The organism is Staphylococcus agnetis (assembly GCF_002901865.1).
Classification (GTDB): Bacteria; Bacillota; Bacilli; order Staphylococcales; family Staphylococcaceae; genus Staphylococcus; species Staphylococcus agnetis.
Map to the genome: position 1 here is coordinate 12,697 of NZ_PPQF01000050.1, position 18,264 is coordinate 30,960.

General features: G+C 34.4%; 18 protein-coding genes. 6 read left to right on the forward strand and 12 right to left on the reverse strand.

Annotated elements, in window-relative coordinates:
- Positions 1-162: 162 nt before the first annotated feature.
- The 3 genes from CD172_RS08100 to CD172_RS08110 form a co-directional block, all read right to left on the reverse strand.
- Positions 163-1,674 carry a peptide MFS transporter gene (locus CD172_RS08100; RefSeq protein ID WP_037567826.1) on the reverse strand — a complete coding sequence of 504 codons (1,512 nt, stop codon included), beginning with the start codon at positions 1,672-1,674 and terminating at the stop codon, positions 163-165.
- Positions 1,675-2,086: 412 nt separating this feature from the next.
- Entirely contained in the window at positions 2,087-2,587 is a 501-nt protein-coding gene (queF, locus tag CD172_RS08105; RefSeq protein WP_037567828.1) for a preQ(1) synthase, read from the reverse strand.
- Between the two features lie 13 nt (positions 2,588-2,600).
- On the reverse strand, positions 2,601-3,485 hold the full coding sequence (locus CD172_RS08110) for a DMT family transporter (RefSeq protein ID WP_103346039.1): 885 nt from the start codon (positions 3,483-3,485) through the stop codon (positions 2,601-2,603).
- 709 nt (positions 3,486-4,194) lie between these two features.
- Between CD172_RS08110 and nrdI the strand changes: the two genes are divergently transcribed.
- The 3 genes from nrdI to nrdF all read left to right on the forward strand — a co-directional run bounded on the left by nrdI (position 4,195) and on the right by nrdF (position 7,847).
- The gene (nrdI, locus tag CD172_RS08115) at positions 4,195-4,584 is read left to right on the forward strand and encodes a class Ib ribonucleoside-diphosphate reductase assembly flavoprotein NrdI (protein ID WP_037567834.1); all 390 of its coding nucleotides are present in this window, start codon (positions 4,195-4,197) and stop codon (positions 4,582-4,584) included.
- Complete coding sequence (gene nrdE / locus CD172_RS08120) at positions 4,556-6,661, forward strand: class 1b ribonucleoside-diphosphate reductase subunit alpha (protein ID WP_060552442.1); 2,106 nt, start codon at positions 4,556-4,558, stop codon at positions 6,659-6,661. The genes nrdI and nrdE overlap by 29 nt, the downstream gene beginning before the upstream one ends.
- A 214-nt stretch (positions 6,662-6,875) precedes the next feature.
- Entirely contained in the window at positions 6,876-7,847 is a 972-nt protein-coding gene (nrdF, locus tag CD172_RS08125; RefSeq protein ID WP_037567838.1) for a class 1b ribonucleoside-diphosphate reductase subunit beta, read from the forward strand.
- Positions 7,848-7,904: 57 nt separating this feature from the next.
- Here nrdF and CD172_RS08130 read toward each other — a convergent pair whose 3' ends face one another.
- The 3 genes from CD172_RS08130 to CD172_RS08140 form a co-directional block, all read right to left on the reverse strand.
- Positions 7,905-8,219, reverse strand: coding sequence for a CHY zinc finger protein (locus CD172_RS08130; protein WP_037567840.1), 315 nt, complete (start codon positions 8,217-8,219; stop codon positions 7,905-7,907).
- Between the two features lie 13 nt (positions 8,220-8,232).
- Positions 8,233-9,159, reverse strand: a complete 927-nt coding sequence (gene murB / locus CD172_RS08135; RefSeq protein WP_086375128.1) for a UDP-N-acetylmuramate dehydrogenase — start codon at positions 9,157-9,159, stop codon at positions 8,233-8,235.
- A gap of 72 nt (positions 9,160-9,231) precedes the next feature.
- Positions 9,232-9,753 (reverse strand): GrpB family protein, encoded by a 522-nt coding sequence (locus CD172_RS08140; protein ID WP_037567844.1) that lies wholly within the window; start codon positions 9,751-9,753, stop codon positions 9,232-9,234.
- Between the two features lie 98 nt (positions 9,754-9,851).
- On the opposite strand from CD172_RS08140, the gene CD172_RS08145 reads away from it, so the two are divergent.
- From CD172_RS08145 to CD172_RS08155, 3 genes are all read left to right on the forward strand, one after another.
- Positions 9,852-10,748, forward strand: coding sequence for an EMYY motif lipoprotein (locus tag CD172_RS08145; protein ID WP_157950521.1), 897 nt, complete (start codon positions 9,852-9,854; stop codon positions 10,746-10,748).
- 140 nt (positions 10,749-10,888) lie between these two features.
- Positions 10,889-11,206, forward strand: a complete 318-nt coding sequence (ytxJ, locus tag CD172_RS08150) for a bacillithiol system redox-active protein YtxJ (protein ID WP_103346041.1) — start codon at positions 10,889-10,891, stop codon at positions 11,204-11,206.
- A 119-nt stretch (positions 11,207-11,325) separates the two neighbouring features.
- Entirely contained in the window at positions 11,326-12,438 is a 1,113-nt protein-coding gene (locus tag CD172_RS08155) for a glycerate kinase (protein ID WP_085622714.1), read from the forward strand.
- Between the two features lie 51 nt (positions 12,439-12,489).
- Here CD172_RS08155 and pepT read toward each other — a convergent pair whose 3' ends face one another.
- The 6 genes from pepT to CD172_RS08185 form a co-directional block, all read right to left on the reverse strand.
- Positions 12,490-13,716, reverse strand: coding sequence for a peptidase T (pepT, locus tag CD172_RS08160; RefSeq protein ID WP_103346042.1), 1,227 nt, complete (start codon positions 13,714-13,716; stop codon positions 12,490-12,492).
- A gap of 12 nt (positions 13,717-13,728) precedes the next feature.
- The gene (locus tag CD172_RS08165) at positions 13,729-14,223 is read right to left on the reverse strand and encodes a threonine/serine exporter family protein (protein WP_037567866.1); all 495 of its coding nucleotides are present in this window, start codon (positions 14,221-14,223) and stop codon (positions 13,729-13,731) included.
- Positions 14,224-14,247: 24 nt separating this feature from the next.
- Positions 14,248-15,009 carry a threonine/serine exporter family protein gene (locus CD172_RS08170; RefSeq protein WP_037567853.1) on the reverse strand — a complete coding sequence of 254 codons (762 nt, stop codon included), beginning with the start codon at positions 15,007-15,009 and terminating at the stop codon, positions 14,248-14,250.
- A 373-nt stretch (positions 15,010-15,382) separates the two neighbouring features.
- Entirely contained in the window at positions 15,383-16,453 is a 1,071-nt protein-coding gene (gene gdpS, locus CD172_RS08175) for a GGDEF domain-containing protein GdpS (protein WP_037567855.1), read from the reverse strand.
- A 363-nt stretch (positions 16,454-16,816) separates the two neighbouring features.
- Positions 16,817-17,137, reverse strand: coding sequence for a staphostatin A (locus tag CD172_RS08180; protein ID WP_060552447.1), 321 nt, complete (start codon positions 17,135-17,137; stop codon positions 16,817-16,819).
- A 30-nt stretch (positions 17,138-17,167) separates the two neighbouring features.
- The coding region (locus tag CD172_RS08185; RefSeq protein ID WP_103346043.1) for a C47 family peptidase at positions 17,168-18,264 on the reverse strand (1,097 nt) is incomplete at its 5' end.

An 18,264-nucleotide genomic window follows, 5' to 3' on the forward strand; every position in this document is an offset into this window, starting at 1 on the left:
TCTTCTGAAATGAGAGCACTCGTTCATGGCTATTAAGAAATTGAATAAAGGTGCTTCTCTCACTTTCGCGCCATCATTAAAATCATTACTAGAGCGCAAATAAATAGCCCCTCAACGTTCGTAGATAACGATTTTGAAGGGCATAGCTTGCATGTAACGTATTTATTTTACACCTTGCATTAATTTTCTAATGAATGGTGAGATGAGGAAAAGTAATATACCGATAACAATAGCGACAATACCTGAATACATAAAATACTTGTTAGGGTCGATAGATGTATAAACTTCAACCATCTGAGCATTTAAACCTTGAGCCATTGCATTGGATAAGAACCAAATACTCATCATTTGAGCAGTAAATGCTTCAGGTGCCAACTTTGTTGTCGTAGATAATCCAATTGGAGAAATACATAATTCACCTAACGTTACGATTAGGAAACTCGCGATTAACCAAAATGGATTTATTAACGGTGCGTCCGCTGATAATGGCACGACCATAATTAAATAAGAGACACCCGCTAAAATAACACCAATAGCAAATTTAAGTACAGTAGGAGGATTAAAGCGTCCTAATTTTACCCAAAGAATAGAAAATAATGGCGCCAATAATACAATAAAAAATGGATTTAATGATTGGAACCATGCAGGCGGGATATGGAAATCAATGAGACCACCTGTTACTTTAGCTAAACTCAATTGTGTTTTAGTGTCAGCGAATTGTGCGAGGACTGTAGAACCTTGTTCTTGAATCATCCAGAACGCAACGGATGCTATGAATAATGGAAAATATGCAAAAACGCGTTTGCGCTCATAACTTTTTGTTTTTTTACTGATAATGATTTTACCGAAGTATAATAATGGAATGACAACGCCAAGAATTGTTACCAAGTTAGCAAAATTAGACAACGTCATCATATTTAAATAAGCTGACACCAATGTTAATAATGCTAGAACTACAACTACGATGGCAACAATTTTAATAATTTTAATACGTTCTGCTTTAGATAAAGGGTCTGGTACTTCGAGACCAGCCACACCTAAATTTTTCTTGTTCGTAATTAAATAAGTGAGCAATCCAAGGAACATACCTACAGCGGCAATTGCAAAACCTAAATGGAAACCAATATTGGCTTGTGTCCATCCTACAAGTAATGGAGAAATTAATGCACCTAAATTGATCGACATGTAAAAAATGGTAAATGCTGCGTCTAAGCGTGGGTCATTTTTATCATAAAGAAGCCCAACAGTTGATGAAATATTAGGTTTTAATAGCCCTGTACCAATAATTAAAAATAGTAACGCAATAAGAAGTAATGTGAAGTTGTTCGGCAGTGATAAAAGAATGTGACCGACCATAATAAGAACGCCACCATAAAATAGTGCGTGTCGAGTACCTGTAATACGATCGGCAATCCAACCGCCAATAACACCACTCATATAAATAAGTGCACCATAAATGGATACAATTTGTAGTGCTAATCCTTGATCAAGTCCAAATCCACCATTTGAGACGGAGTAATAGATATAATAAGCTAAAATTGCTCTCATACCATAATAACTAAATCGTTCCCAAAATTCTGTGAAAAAGAGTGTACTTAACCCTTTTGGATGCCCGAAGAACCCTTTGCGGGGCGTACTAGCAAGGATTTCTTCTTTGCTATAGTGTTGATTCATCTAATCATTTCCCCCCTAAATGTTGAACATAGAACCATTTTAAACCTAATGTAAATTTTTAACAAGAAAATTCAGTAAATTTTGAATGATTCAGAGGCAAATTCGTGACAAATGCTAACTAAATGTCATGTTTTTAATATTAAATACTTCTTCACAATAATATTGATAAAGCAAAATCAAAAAACCTTCAAAATTCATCATAATGTGAATTTTGAAGGTGATATAAGTCTTCAGTTGGTAGAAACCGAACTATTTAAGATGTAAAATGTGCACTGTTTCCAAACGGAGTTGTATGTTCAATTTCATTGCGCTTGAACGCTTAAGGTAAATAGCTATAATGTATCAATGGTTAAAGACAAACCGCTTTATGCAATTTGAAGCATAATCGTTAAAATTAATAACAAATCAATGCTTATCGGTTATCAATATTTTCAGGATACATATCGTGATTCATGAGACGATGTTCGGCCATTTTTTCATATTTTGAATTAGGGCGACCATAGTTTGTATAAGGATCGATTGAAATACCGCCACGTGGCGTAAATTTGCCCCAAACTTCGATGTAGTGAGGATCCATTAAGTCAATTAAATCATTCATAATAATATTCATGCAGTCTTCATGAAAATCGCCATGATTTCTAAAACTAAATAAGTATAATTTTAATGATTTAGATTCGACCATTTTAACATTTGGAATATATGAAATATAAATTGTTGCAAAGTCGGGTTGTCCCGTAATTGGACATAAAGATGTGAATTCTGGACAATTGAATTTCACAAAATAGTCGCGCCCTTGGTGTTTATTATCAAATGATTCGAGCACATCAGGGCGGTAATCAAATTCATACTTGTTATTTTGATTGCCAAGTAAAGTGATGTCTTGCAGTTCGTCTTTAGAACGTCCTTCTGTCATAGTATGACCTCCATTAATTTGATGTGTTTTTATGAGATTGTTGAGCACGTGTTTCTTGTCTTGCTTTTTCAAACATAAAGTAACTTGCGCTTAAAATAATGACGTAACCGATGACAGCGATAAAATCGGGGGATTCGCCAAATAAAATCAAACCTATACATGCAGTAAAGATAATAGATGCGTAAGTGAAAATAGATATGTCTTTTGCAGGTGCATAACTATAGGCAACAGTAATTCCGATTTGACCCACAGCTGCGGATAGTCCGGCTAAAACAAGATAAATGATTTGTATTGTTGTCATAGGTTGATACGTAAATATGACGAACGGAAAAAGTGCAACGACTGAAAATAGTGAGAAATAAAAAACAATCGTATAAGGTGCCTCTCTCGTACTCAATGCACGCACTGCTGTATAGGCTGCTGCTGCAAAAATACCAGATAATAAGCCCATTAAGGCAGGTATGATATCTGATGAAAATTCAGGTTTGACTACAAACAACATACCAATAATGGCAATCATCATTGCTGTAATTTGATATTTTTGAATGTATTCTTTTAAGAAGATAAGACTTAATAGAATCGTCCAAAAGGGGTTAAGTTTCATTAAAATGTCAGCATCACTTAAAACCATATGATCGATGGCATAAATATTAAGAAGTACACCCGTTAATCCAAGTATTGAGCGTGTGATCAAAAGGGGTTGGCTACTTAGCTTACCAAACATGGGTTGCTGATATTTTATAATAAAAAATAAGGGTATCAACATCGCGACTAAATTACGTGCTAATGATTTTTGAAAGACTGGTAAATCACCAGCAAGACGAAAAAAAACTGCCATAAAACTAAATCCAATAGCAGATATCAAGATAGCGATGATGCCTTTCATTTTTGAATTCATAATATCGCCTCTTATTTTTAAAATCAATGTGTTTATAGTAGCATAGTTTCATCTTTTATGCATAAGAAGTTGCAAAAATTTCATAATAACGTTACACTAAAAACGAACAAATGTTCGGTATAATACTACTTTCTGCATCGAAAGTCAAGCCATATTAGATAGATAAATTGATAAAAATTAGGCTTTCAATTTTCATGAATTTTCATTTGTTGATATGACCGCATTTGGTGACAATCGGTGTCAAAAAAATTTTTTTCTGCTTTAAAAACTATGGCGACTGATGTACAATGAAACACATAATATAGTATGAACTTAGAACGTTAAACACAATATATAGTGTTTTAAAGGGGTAATACATAATACGAAACTACAAGTAGTAAGCAAGATTACACTTTTGGATGAGGATGAAAACCCTCTCATTTACAACATCTTGTAGTTACGTTTAATCAGTCGGTTAACACTAAAAGAAAAGGGGAACGCTTTTATCACACCCTCATTTAAATGATTAAAACAACCGAAATATATGTTCGCGTCTATGTCATTTTATTAAGAGATTGCTATCTTCTGTTATTTAACTCTTTTTTATTTTACCAATAAAACATAATGCGCCATACGTCATACACAAATGATAAGTAACCAGATTAAATAGATAAGCAACATGTTGAGTCAAAGCACGTTTAATAGCGCACAAGAAAGGAAGTCCTTGAGTATGAAAGTGGTATTTTATTCTTTTACAGGAAATGTTAAACGTTTTATTAAACGAACAGAGCTTACCGACACAATGGAGTTGACTGAAAACTGTGCCTCAGAGCGTATTGAGGACCCATTTATTATTGTAACAGGGACTATTGGCTTTGGTGAGGTACCTCAGCCAGTAAAACAATTTTTAAATGTAAACCATGACAATTTAAGAGGTGTAGCCGCTAGCGGTAATCGAAATTGGGGACAAAATTTTGCAAAAGCGGGCATTGCGATTGCAGATGAATATAATGTCCCATTGTTAATGAAATTTGAATTGCATGGAAGTATACAAGATACGAAGGAATTTAAGGAGAAGGTGGTTAATTTTTATGAAGACAATGGAACAAAAGCAGTATAATCATATCGAATTGAATAACCAAGTCACTAAGCGTAATGAAACAGGCTTTTTTGATCTAGAAAAAGATCAACAAGCGCTTGAAGTTTACTTAGAAGAAATTGACGATAAAACAGTAAAATTCGATAGTGAAATAGAACGTTTACATTTTTTAGTTGATCAAAACTTCTACTATAATGTATTTAAAGATTACAGCGAAGAAAAATTAAATGAAATTATCACCTTTGCTAATGCTATTCCATTCCATTTTGCAAGTTATATGTCAGCAAGTAAATTTTTTAAAGACTATGCGTTAAAAACAAATGATAAAGCCAAATATCTTGAAAATTATCATCAACATGTTGTGATAGTGTCACTTTATTTAGCAAATGGACAAGTTGAATTGGCAAAGCAATTTGTACGTGCCATGATTGAACAACGCTATCAACCAGCGACACCGACCTTTTTAAATGCGGGTCGTGCGCGTCGTGGAGAGCTTGTGTCTTGTTTTTTATTAGAAGTGGACGATAGCTTAAATTCAATTAACTTTATAGATTCAACAGCCAAACAACTTAGTAAAATTGGTGGCGGTGTAGCCATTAACCTTTCTAAATTACGTGCACGTGGTGAAGCAATTAAAGGCATTAAAGGTGTGGCTAAAGGTGTGCTACCTGTTGCAAAAGCACTTGAGGGCGGATTTAGTTATGCGGATCAACTTGGCCAACGACCAGGTGCGGGTGCTGTATATTTAAATATTTTCCATTATGATGTCGAGGAATTTTTAGATACTAAAAAAGTAAATGCGGACGAAGACTTACGATTATCTACAATTTCTACAGGTTTAATTGTGCCTTCTAAGTTTTTTGAACTCGCGAAGGAAGGCAAAGATTTCTTCATGTTTGCACCGCATACTGTTGAGGCAGAATATGGTGTGACATTAGATGATATTGATATTGATGAATATTACGATCGTCTGGTTGAAAATCCAAACATCATGAAAAAGTCTAAAGATGCGCGTGAAATGTTAAATATGATTGCGCAAACGCAGTTACAATCTGGATATCCTTATTTAATGTTTAAAGACAACGCCAATAAAGTACATCCAAATGCCAATATTGGCCAAATTAAAATGAGTAATTTATGTACAGAAATCTTCCAACTTCAAGAAACGTCAATTATTAATGACTACGGTGTTGAAGATGAAATTAAACGTGATATTTCATGTAATTTAGGTTCTTTAAATATTGTGAATGTAATGGAATCCAATCGTTTTAGAGATTCTGTTCATACAGGGATGGACGCGCTCACATTCGTCAGTGACGAAGCCAATATCCAAAATGCCCCTGGTGTCAAAAAAGCAAACCGTGAATTACACTCTGTAGGTTTAGGTGTCATGAACTTACACGGGTTTTTAGCTAAAAATCAAATTAATTACGAATCTGAAGAAGCAAAAGATTTCGCAAATGTTTTTTTTATGATGATGAATTTCTATTCATTAGAACGTTCAATGGAAATTGCTAAAGAACGTGGCGAAAAGTTTGCAGATTTCGATAAATCGGATTATGCAAATGGGCGTTATTTTGAAAAATATACGACGCAAGACTTTTTACCAAAGTATGATAAAGTAAAAGCATTATTTGCACATCACACGATTCCGACTAAAGAAGATTGGAAAGCGTTACAACATGAAGTACAACAATACGGTTTATATCATGCTTATCGTCTAGCGATTGCGCCAACACAAAGTATTTCGTACGTACAAAATGCGACAAGTTCAGTCATGCCAATCGTGGATCAAATTGAACGTCGTACGTATGGTAATGCAGAAACATTTTATCCTATGCCATTTTTATCTCCACAAACAATGTGGTATTACAAATCAGCATTCAATACGGATCAAATGAAACTGATTGACCTTATTGCAACTATCCAAACACATATAGACCAAGGTATCTCGACAATTCTTTATGTTAACTCTGAAATTTCGACACGTGAATTATCACGTCTCTATGTCTATGCACATTATAAAGGATTGAAATCGTTATACTACACACGTAACAAATTATTAAGTGTTGAAGAATGTACGAGTTGTTCAGTTTAATTTCAATGGGTTTCTAAATGTATTGGGGACGAATTTACGTTATGGAGAATCAAATGTGTACAAACCTTACACGTAATATCCAGGTATGAGTTGATTGGTATGAAGGGAATATCAGACTCATTTGAAGAGAGGTAATATTTAAGATACATGTAGCATGTATGAATATTATCTCTCATTCATCATAATAAGATAAGAATAGGAGATCTAAATTGCGATGATAGCTGTAAATTGGAATACTCAAGAAGATATGACAAATATGTTTTGGCGCCAAAATATTGCACAAATGTGGGTAGAAACAGAATTTAAAGTTTCAAAAGATATTGCAAGTTGGAAAACATTAACAGACGATGAACAAAATGCCTTTAAAAAAGCGCTTGCGGGTTTAACAGGATTAGACACACATCAAGCAGATGATGGCATGCCACTCATCATGTTGCATACGAAAGACTTACGTAAAAAAGCAGTGTATGCATTTATGGGTATGATGGAACAAATCCATGCGAAAAGTTATTCGCATATTTTTACTACGCTGCTGCCATCTAAAGAAACGAACTATTTATTAGATGAATGGGTGTTACAAGAACCGCACTTAAAATTTAAATCTGAAAAAATTGTTGGTACGTATCATAAACTCTGGGGAGAAGAAGCCTCAATTTATGATCAATATATGGCAAGAGTAGCGAGTGTATTTTTAGAAACATTCCTATTTTACTCTGGGTTTTATTATCCACTCTATCTTGCAGGACAAGGTCGTATGACAACGTCAGGAGAAATCATTCGTAAAATTTTACTTGATGAATCGATTCATGGTGTTTTCACTGGTCTTGATGCACAACATTTACGTAATGAATTATCTGAAAGTGAAAAATTAAAAGCAGATCAGGAAATGTATAAATTGCTTGAAGAGCTTTACCAAAATGAAGCATCATATACACGTGAATTATATGCGCCTTTAGGTCTTGAAGAAGACGTATTGAACTACGTACGCTATAACGGTAACAAAGCATTATCAAACCTTGGATTTGAACCTTATTTTGAGGAACGCGAATTCAATCCGATTATTGAAAATGCGTTAGATACATCTACGAAAAATCATGACTTCTTCTCAGTAAAAGGGGACGGATATGTCCTTGCTTTAAATGTTGAAGGACTTAAAGACGAAGATTTTATATTTGATGATAAATAAAACAAAAAAAGCATATTGTGGCTAAGTATATTCAAATCTTAGCCACAATATGCTTTTTTATATTTCGAAATATAAATGGTAATGTAGCTTACAACGACTGTTGAAATGTGCATTACACCGAGGGCATGCTTCTATAAGCATATATTCATTAATCGTCATTTCATGCTTACAAACACCACATAAAATTGCCTTTTCATTAAATTCATGTTCTTTCCACCGTTTAGGTCGGTGAGATTCCGCTTCGTTATGACATTTGTAACACGGGTAATATTTATTACAACATTTAAACTTAATCGCAATAACATCTAGTATAGTTGAATAATGGACACAACGTGTTTCATCATCAATGACTTGACCATAAACAGTAGGCATCATTTCTACTCCTTTACTGACGTTCATCTATTTTTTCGCCAATAATACGCACTTCGCGTTCTAATGTAACATCAAATTTAGATTTTACGACTTTTTGTACATAATGAATTAAGTCTTCATAGTCTGTTGCCGTACCATGATCAACATTTACCATAAATCCAGCGTGTTTCGTTGACACTTCTACACCACCGATGCGGTGACCTTGAAGATGCGCATCTTGGATGAGTTTTCCAGCAAAGTAGCCTGGTGGTCGACGGAATACACTGCCACAAGAAGGATACTCTAATGGTTGTTTAGATTCACGACGCTCAGTTAAATCATCCATCACACTTTGAATGTCAGCTTGTTTCCCAGGTGCTAAAGTAAAAGCGGCCTCTAATACGACATAATGTTCTTGTTGAATAATGCTATTACGATAATCAAGCTCTAATTCATTATGCGTAAGTTGAATCATTTCACCTTTTTCATTAATAACACGCGCATAATCAATGACATCTTTAATTTCTCCGCCATATGCCCCTGCATTCATATAAACAGCACCACCTACTGAACCGGGAATGCCACATGCAAACTCAAGACCTGTTAAAGATAAATCTCTTGCTTTTCGTGAAACATCAATAATAGCTGCACCACTGCCAGCGATTATCGTTGTATCCGAAGCATCGATATAATTGAGTTCTAAAAGGCTAAGGACAATGCCTCTAATACCACCATCACGAATGATAATATTTGAACCATTGCCTAAATAAGTTAAAGGAATGCCAGCATTGTAAGCATATTTAACAACAGCTTGAACCTCTTCATATTTATGAGGTGTGATATAAAAATCCGCGTTACCTCCAGTTTTCGTATATGTGTAGCGTTTTAGTGGTTCGTTTACTTTGATGATATGTTCTGGGATGATTTCTTTTAATTGTTGTAAGATGTTAGCGTTATCCAAAAATAACATCCTTTCTTTGATTTCATTACTTTTATTTTAACGCTTTTGAGCCTCCAAAGTCATCTCGTAACGTTAATTTGATTGGTTGAGGTGTAACAAATTTTTGAAATGTTCATTCTTAAGATTTTCATATTCTCGAATAGATAATGTTGATGAAATGTCTGTCTTAAATGCTTTAAATTGTGCTATTGCCATTGGATTTGAAGTGAGTAATGCATCTAGTGCTTCATACTGATGATATGTTTCAGTGTTGCGTTGAATAATGTGTAATCGTACGGTTTGTTTTAATTCAGTTAAATTATTGAACTTTGCCATTAGTACTTTTTTATACATTGGCTGATGTATACGATAAAATCCAGCGTAATTCAAACGCTTTTCATCTAAAGAGGTAATATCATGTAAATTATCAACACCGACCAAAATATCAAGGATTGGTTCAGTAGGGTAGTTAAAATGTTTTGTTCCACCTATATGTTGGGTACTTTTAATAGGTGAGTCTAAAAGGTTAAATAATATTTCACGGTATGCTTGATACTGTTCGTTATAGTTCATTTGAGATGATTTTGAGATAAATGGTTGAACGTGGTGATACATCGTATACTCCTTTTATTATTCATAAATTCTGAACTACTATACCATACATCATTTTTAAGTTGAATATGATTGGAGAAAAATCTATAAGGAGGGATGCTATGAAGCATATTTTCTTATGTTTACTTGTAATTTTAATGCTATTGGCACTTGTAGGTTGTGGTCATCATAATGCGCAAGAAAAAGCAACTTTTGACCATAAAATGAAAATAGTCGAACAAAAAGAAAAAGCTTATTATAATGAACTTGAGGCAGCTCATTTAGAACAACTTAAATCAATAAATCGTAATGATGCTATAGAGGATAATAAAGCATTGTTTGAAAAGAAAAACGAAACGATGCAACATACGTTAGAGCCAAAATTTAATGTCTACAAAAAAGCGGCAAATCAATTACCCGCAAACAATCATGAGTTAGATACTTTAAAAACAACCTATATGGAAGCAGTGAAGAAAAAAGAACATGCACTTAAACGAATAGAAGCGTTCCTTTCATTGTATTTACAAACAATTGAATCAAACGAAAATATTGTAGCGCATACTCAAAAATTTGACGCATTACGTTCAAAGGTAGAGCGCAATTTAATGGCATCTAAAGCGACACAAAATGGCAATAATGAAAGTGAGCAACTTGAAGAAACGCTCATTAATCAAAATGCGCATATTAAGAGAGTGGCCACGAATGTGCTTGAAGAAAAAGATGGGCGTCAACAATCTGAAAGTATTAAATCAGAAGTAGTGCCAGTTATTGAACAAAATGTAAAAACATTAAATCAACTGCGCATTAACGATGCAAACGTAAATAAAGCACGCCAAAATGCGATTCAAATGAATTATGCTTTAGAAGATTTTTATAAAGAACGTGCCCAAAGTGCGACTTATAGTCACCGTTTATCTAAAATAAATATTAAACAGATTGTTAAAACGCCTGAAGAATTAGAGGCTTATGAAGCGAAATATAATGAAAAAAATGATGAAATTGAAAGTAAATTGCAATAACATTTCCTTAACTGGGAATATCGTTTTTTAAAATAAGGTTAACAATAACTTAGATTATGTGTATAATGAATACCATTGAGAAAATACACAAGATGTACGAATAAAATAATAAACAAGAAAATAACTTAGAGGTGAAAAGTATGGCGACGAAGCTGACGTCTATTGATCAGTTTGAACAAGTCATCCAACAGAATCCATATATCTTTGTATTAAAACATAGTAATACGTGCCCGATATCAGAACGTGCAATGGATCAATTTAATAAATTCCTTTATGAAAGGGATATGGATGGGTATTATCTCATCGTTCAAGAAGAACGCGAATTATCCAATTATATTGAAGAGAAAACAGGGGTTAAACATGAGTCACCCCAAGCATTCTATTTTGTGAATGGTATAGCGACTTGGCATGGCAATCATGATCAAATTACTGTCGCAACATTAGCTAAAGCTGAGTAAAGTGATTAAGAACGCTTTTAGGTTAAATGTCATGACCTATTGGCGTTCTGTTCATTTGTATTTAAATATCAAGCAAGGCTATAATGGATAATAATTAAACATGTCAAGAGGTGACAAATATGAGAGTACTCGTAGCGATGGACGAATTTAATGGCATCCTTTCAAGTTATGACGCCAACCGGTATGTTGAAGAAGCGGTTGCGAGTCAAATTAAAGATGCAGACATCGTGCAAGTACCATTATTTAATGGTCGACACGAATTATTAAATTCTGTATTTATGTGGAAATCAGGAACACAATATCGTATTCAGGCGCATGATGCAGAAATGAATGATATAGAAGTGCGTTACGGTCAAACAGAAGATGGTTTGACCGTGATTCAAGCTGAACAATTTTTAAAGGGAACATCTAATTATTTGAATCATACAAGTTACGGCCTTGGTGAAGTCATTCATCATGCTTTAAGTAAAAATGCGAAAACAATAGCGATATCTGTTGGAGGAACTGACACATTTGACGGCGGTGCAGGATTGTTACAAGCGTTAGGTGCAGTATTTTATAACGATGATGGCGAGATTGTAGATATGCGAAAAGGATTAAATCAACTGAAGCATATCCGTCGTATAGATACGCGTGGACTAGATGAAAGATTGAATCAAACGCACTTTCAAATTCTGATTGATTTTGATAGTAAAATGTACGGTAAGCATAGTGCCATTTTACAAAGTTACCAAGCATTACACTTATCGCGTGATGAAGCGGTTGAAATCGACAATTTAATTTGGTATTTCAGTGAGATTTTAAAACACGAGTTACAACTATCATTGGGTCACATTGAGCGTGGTGGCGCTGGTGGGGGTATTGCTGCTGTATTTAAAGCAATGTTTAATGCTGAATTAATGACAAGTCACGAACTGGTAGATCAAATTACTGGTCTCGAATCTTTAGTCAAACAAGCTGACCTTATCATCTTTGGTGAAGGCATCAATGAACGTGATTTGGTTATTGATACGTCATCATTACGTATTGCTGAATTAGCCCATCAATATGATAAAGTTGCTGTAGCCATATGCGGTACTTCTGAGAAATTTGAACGTTATGAAAAACAAGGTATAACTGCAATGTTCAATTTATTTGATGAAATGCCACCGCTTTATCCAGATTTTAAATTAGGAGTGCAACTCCGTACACATGTAATTCAATCTATCAATTTATTAAAAGCATCTTTATAAAGAAACCGACGAAGTTAGGAATGATGACTTTCCTAATTTCGCCGGTTTTATTTATGCTTCTTTTTCAATTTCTTGAACAATACCTACAATGACTTTGATAGCTTGTGCCATCACATCAATTGATGCGTATTCATATGGACCATGAAAATGATCACAACCTGTAAATAAATTCGGTGTAGGGAGGCCCATAAATGACAATTGAGAGCCGTCCGTCCCACCGCGTATTGGTGCAGTATTTGGTGTAATGTCCAACGCTTTATAAACACGTTTTGGTATTTCAATAATTTGCGGATGTGGCGTGATTTTTTCAGCCATATTGCGATATTGGTCATTAATCACAATACGAACAGGATCGTAGTAGTATTGCGTGTTAATGTCTTTTTGAAGTTGAATCAATTTTTGTTTGCGTTTTTCAAATGTTTCATAGTCATGATCACGTATGATATAGTGTAACGATGCTTTTTCAACAGTGCCATTCATTTCTGTTAAATGGTAAAAGCCTTCATAACCTTCAGTATGTTCAGGAACTTCTTTTTTAGGCAATTGTGAGTGAAATGACGTTGCGAGCGATAGGGCATTCACCATTTTATCTTTAGCAGAACCTGGGTGCACATTGACTCCTTCAAAGAAGATGTGCGCTTCAGCAGCGTTAAAGCTTTCAAATTGCAATTCGCCTAACTGACTGCCATCCATCGTATAAGCAAAATCAGCATTAAATCGTTCGACATCGAATTGATGTGGCCCGCGTCCAATTTCCTCGTCAGGAGTAAATCCAATGCGTATGCGTCCGTGTTTAATTTCTGGGTGATCGATTAAAAATTGCAGTGCCTCCATGATTTCTACAATGCCGGCTTTATCATCCGCACCGAGGAGAGTTGTACCATCGGTAGTCATTAATGTATGGCCTTTGACTTGATGCATATCAGGAAAAACTTGAGGATCTATAGTTTTGCCAGAATCGCCTAAATGAATGATACCGCCGTCATAGTTTTCGACAATTTGAGGTGATACGTCTTTAGCATTAAAGTCAGGGGATGTGTCTACATGTGCTAAAAATCCAACTGTAGGAACGGTTTTTTGCGTGTTACTTTCAAGCGTGGCAAATAAATACCCATGGCCATCTAATTCCGTTTTCAAACCCATTGATTTAAGTTCATCTTCTAATAAACGTAGTAAATCCCACTGTACGCTAGAAGATGGTGTCGATTCGCTTTTGGGGTCGGATTGTGTATTAATTTTGACATAACGTTCTAATCTTTCGATGATGTTTGCTTTCATGTTAACACTCCCTTATATACGATTATTCATATGATAGCCTCTTTTGTAAGACTTACCTTTTAGTTTAGCATAGTGGTGTTTCATTCGCGTATAAATGTAATAAAAGATTTCAGCACATAATATCCCGAATGCAATCGCGCCAGAAGTTAAAGTAACTTCTAAAAATTGGTTCACAGCTTTGGTATATTCATTTGAAACAAGTAACCGTGTCGCTTCATAAGCGGCGCCACCGGGTACAAGTGGAATAATACCAGGGACGATAAAGATAATAACAGGACGTTTGTAACGCCGGCTCATAACGTGACTCATTACACCTAAAATAAAGCTACCTAAAAAGGCGGCCGGAACAGCTCCATAATTTAAATCAATCGTGAATTTATAAATGATCCATCCCATTGCGCCAACAAAACCTACAGCAACAAGTAATTTTTTAGGTGCGTTAAAGATTATTGAAAATAACATTGTGGAAATAAAACTGATTAAAAATTGAGCAATATAATAAAACATATACGTCATTTTCTACACACCTTCCTAAAATATAATTAATACGACTGCTACGCCAGCCCCAATAGCAAATGCAGTAAGCGCAGCTTCAACACCGCGTGACATACCTGCAAGGAGTTCTCCAGCCATTAAATCACGTATAGCGTTGGTAATTAAAATACCAGGAACTAAGGGCATAACCCCAGCAATCGTTATGATATCTTGGTTGACCGTCATTCCTAACTTTGTAAAAGAGGCAGCAATAGTAATAACAACCATGGAACTTATAAATTCAGAGAAAAATTTAATTTGAATATAGCGTTGAACGAGGTCAAATGTTAAAAATGCACCGGCACCAGCCATAACAGCATAAATAAAATCATGCGCGACGCCACCAAACATAAATAGAAAGAACCCAGAAGCAATAGCAGCTGAAATAAATTTTAGAATAAACGAATATTGTAGTGACGCATGCTCAAGATGGATTAACTCGGATTTTGCTTGATCTAAAGTCAGTTGATTTTGCGAAATTTTTCGAGAAACATTATTGGCAATCGCAATCTTTTCAAGATCTGTTGTTCTTTCGCGTACACGTACTAAACGCGTATTCGTACGGTCGTTTAATGAAAACATGATTGCTGTTGATGTGACAAATGCGTACGTATCTTCGAGACCAAAACTCGCCGCAATTCGCCCCATGGTATCTTCAACACGGTATGTTTCGGCACCACTTTCTAATAAAACTTTTCCAGCTAATAGCACAACATCAATGACTTTATTTTCATCGATAATTGTTAAGGAATCTGCCATGTGCTTCTCCTCCTTATCTTTTAAATCAATTGTCAGTCTACATGTGATAGGGTGATGTTGCAAGAGACTGAGGTAGAAAACGTTGATAATTTATCATGTGTGTGATTTCAAAAACAGAATAGTTTGGACCATCATTTGATATAATGTTGGCATGTTTCAATCACTTAACATGTTTATTGAATAAATAACATCAGGATTCTTATCCCATTATCTCATATTTCGTGACGTGCTAGTCGGTGAGGTTATTCATTTTGTTATTGTCACCTATATAGCAACATAAATGAAACCATCTAAAGATATATAAGTGTAACTCCCGAAATCGTTCTGTTACATGCAATGACTTCGGGAGTTGACAACTATCTTAGATGGTTTGTTATTTGAGTTTAATAATTGGATTAAACATCACTTTATTACGACCTTCATTTTTAGCGATATGCAACATATCGTCTGCATCTTTAAAGACCTTACGTTGTGATTTGTAATCTTCATTTGTTAAATAGCCTACACCAATAGAAACTGATAACTTAATAACCGATTTATTAGGTAAATGAAAATTAGATTTTTCTACCCCTTTACGGATACTTTCGGCTAATTTCACACATTCATCTAATGAATAATTTTTAATAACAATAGAAAACTCTTCGCCACCGTTTCTAAAGATTTTATGTTTTGGTGGCACATAATTTTGAAGTAGGTGTGAAATCTGTTTTAAAATAGCATCACCAGCCTCATGTGAATGCGCATCATTTACATCTTTGAACCCATCGATATCAATTAATATTAATGCGAGACTTTGTTTTTTAGCTTCAGCACGTTGCGTGAGTGCATTAAGATGACGATCAAACTCTTTTACATTTCCTAAGCCGGTTAAATAATCAATTTTACTTTCGTTATCGTAACGATCAATGAGAGTAAAGAACCGATGTAAATCAACATAAAAAAGTGCAGTGATTAATGTCGCAATGATGGATAATGGGAGTAAATATAAGACTTCAATGATATCGAAACTCGGTACAAATATGGCGATGATACATAGTAGTACGATTGTAATAATATTTAAAATTTGAATGGCAATAATATGATTTTGTCTTATAAATGGTCCAATAGTACTCACTACGATTGCTATCATTAAAAGTGTAATTGCAAATATTAATGGTGTCGCTAGGACAAAGTAGCTCACTGTTGCAATCAGTAATGCCGATATGAATGTATAGAACGCATTCGTATAACGGCCTAAAAATAATAAAGGAACAAATGAAAGTTGAATGTGATATGTTTCAATAGGAACTGGATAAAGTGCCAGTAATAATCCAACAATCGTCATCAATACAGTAATATAACTTTTTGAGAACCTAAAATCGTGAGATTCTGCATATTGAAGACGGTGAAATAGATAGATACCAGCAATGGATACTGATATATTATAAATAATGGCTTCAATCATAGTTATGACTCCTTTACTTAACCCTATGTTATTGTAAGTGAAAAGTTACATTTTGTCATTAAATAAATGGTGATATTGTTAAGTAATTGTAAATCTCAGATTGATTTTATTCATAATATAAAAAGTTCACCTTCAAGTATGTATTTAAACGTATATTGCGGGGAGTCACAGTGAAGAAAGCCTTCGAAATTCAAGTGAGAATTTTGAAGGCTTTCAATAGTTTGCATCTACAATCAATGATTTGAGGTGGGCGGAGAAAATAAATTTAACCGATGACGCCGCCACCTCTCTTTATAAAAAGGGCAAAATATATTTATGAAATTTATGAGCGAAGGAGAGTTGCTTATTTAAAAACACAGGGTGTTACTTCTTGATAAAAGTCATTTTAGGTGAGGTTCCTAAAGCATTTACATTTTTAATATTTAGTATAATTTCAGTTGGATGAGCGATGTGTATTTCTATAATAATTGAGCTGTTCTTTTTATGATACAGTAAAATATCATGGCGTGTTTTATTGACGCGTTCACATATAAAATGAGAAGCATCAGGTGAGTCCAGTTTAAACTTCAAAGGTTTCGTATCTATACCTTCAGGGTACCACTCTCCCTTAAGTAAATGAAGAAGATCTTGCGTTTCCTCGATAGAACATTGTTTATCTATACTAAATACGTCAAAATGTGTCATACTATAAAATCCTTTCTAATTTAATCGCTATTAATATCCGTAGATAGAAGAATACCAGTGATAATGATCACCATTAGATACTGGAATAACTCTACTTTGTGCATCTTGTGTCATAAAATCTCTATCCCATGGATTCCAAACGATAATGACTTCTTTACCGTTTTCCAATTTTGCATTTCCAACTACAGCCATTGCATGACCAGCATGAAGACCATTAGTGGATTCAATTTGTTTTCCTAAAATGGCAATCCCTTTATTTTGATTAGTGAGATCATTTACTTCATCATATGAAGTCATTCTGTTTAATAATTTTGGGTCTCTACCTTGATCTCTTCCAAATTTAATCATTTCATCAGAGGTTAAACCAGTAAATTGAAAATCTTCGCCAGTTAAATCTGGGTGAAGATACCTCATTACACCTTCAGCATAATACTTATCAGTATTGTAAGTGGCATTTAATAATGCAGCCATTGTATAACCCGCACACCAACCATTATTACCTTGTTGTTCACGGATTTTGAAGTTTTTAAGTTTATTTACGTACATATTATTATATGTCGCAGTATTTTTTTGATATTGACGTGTAGGTTTTGTAACAGAGGCTTTATGTTTGAATTCAGTAATATCTGTCACTTTCGACGTATCATCTGATTCTTTTAAGTTATCTTTACTTAAACGTGGGGTTTTTAAAACTTGTTTAGCTTTATGATTTCGAGTGAGCACATAATAACCTTTAGAATTGGTTAAAATTGTAATGTCTTGATTTTTGTATTGATTTAAAGCTTTTGATAAAAATGGAGAGACGTTAATCGTATAATTCGATTTTAAATCAGGATTTTTAGCGGTTTTAGGAGATATTGTAACAATGTAAGAGACGTTACCTTTCTCATCTAATACAGGGAAGTAATAGTTACCATCACTTTTTTTATTAAACTTATAGATTTTGAAAGGTTCACCTAATGTGTAGGATGATTTTTCTTTGTTATATAATTTGTCTAAAGAAGTGACGTAAGAAAGGTACTCTTTTTGAGCCAAGTTTTGAACGGCAACAGGAACGCCTTTATCAGCAACATTGACTTGTACATGCTGTTTGTCAGCTGTATTAATTCTGTCTCTTATACACATCT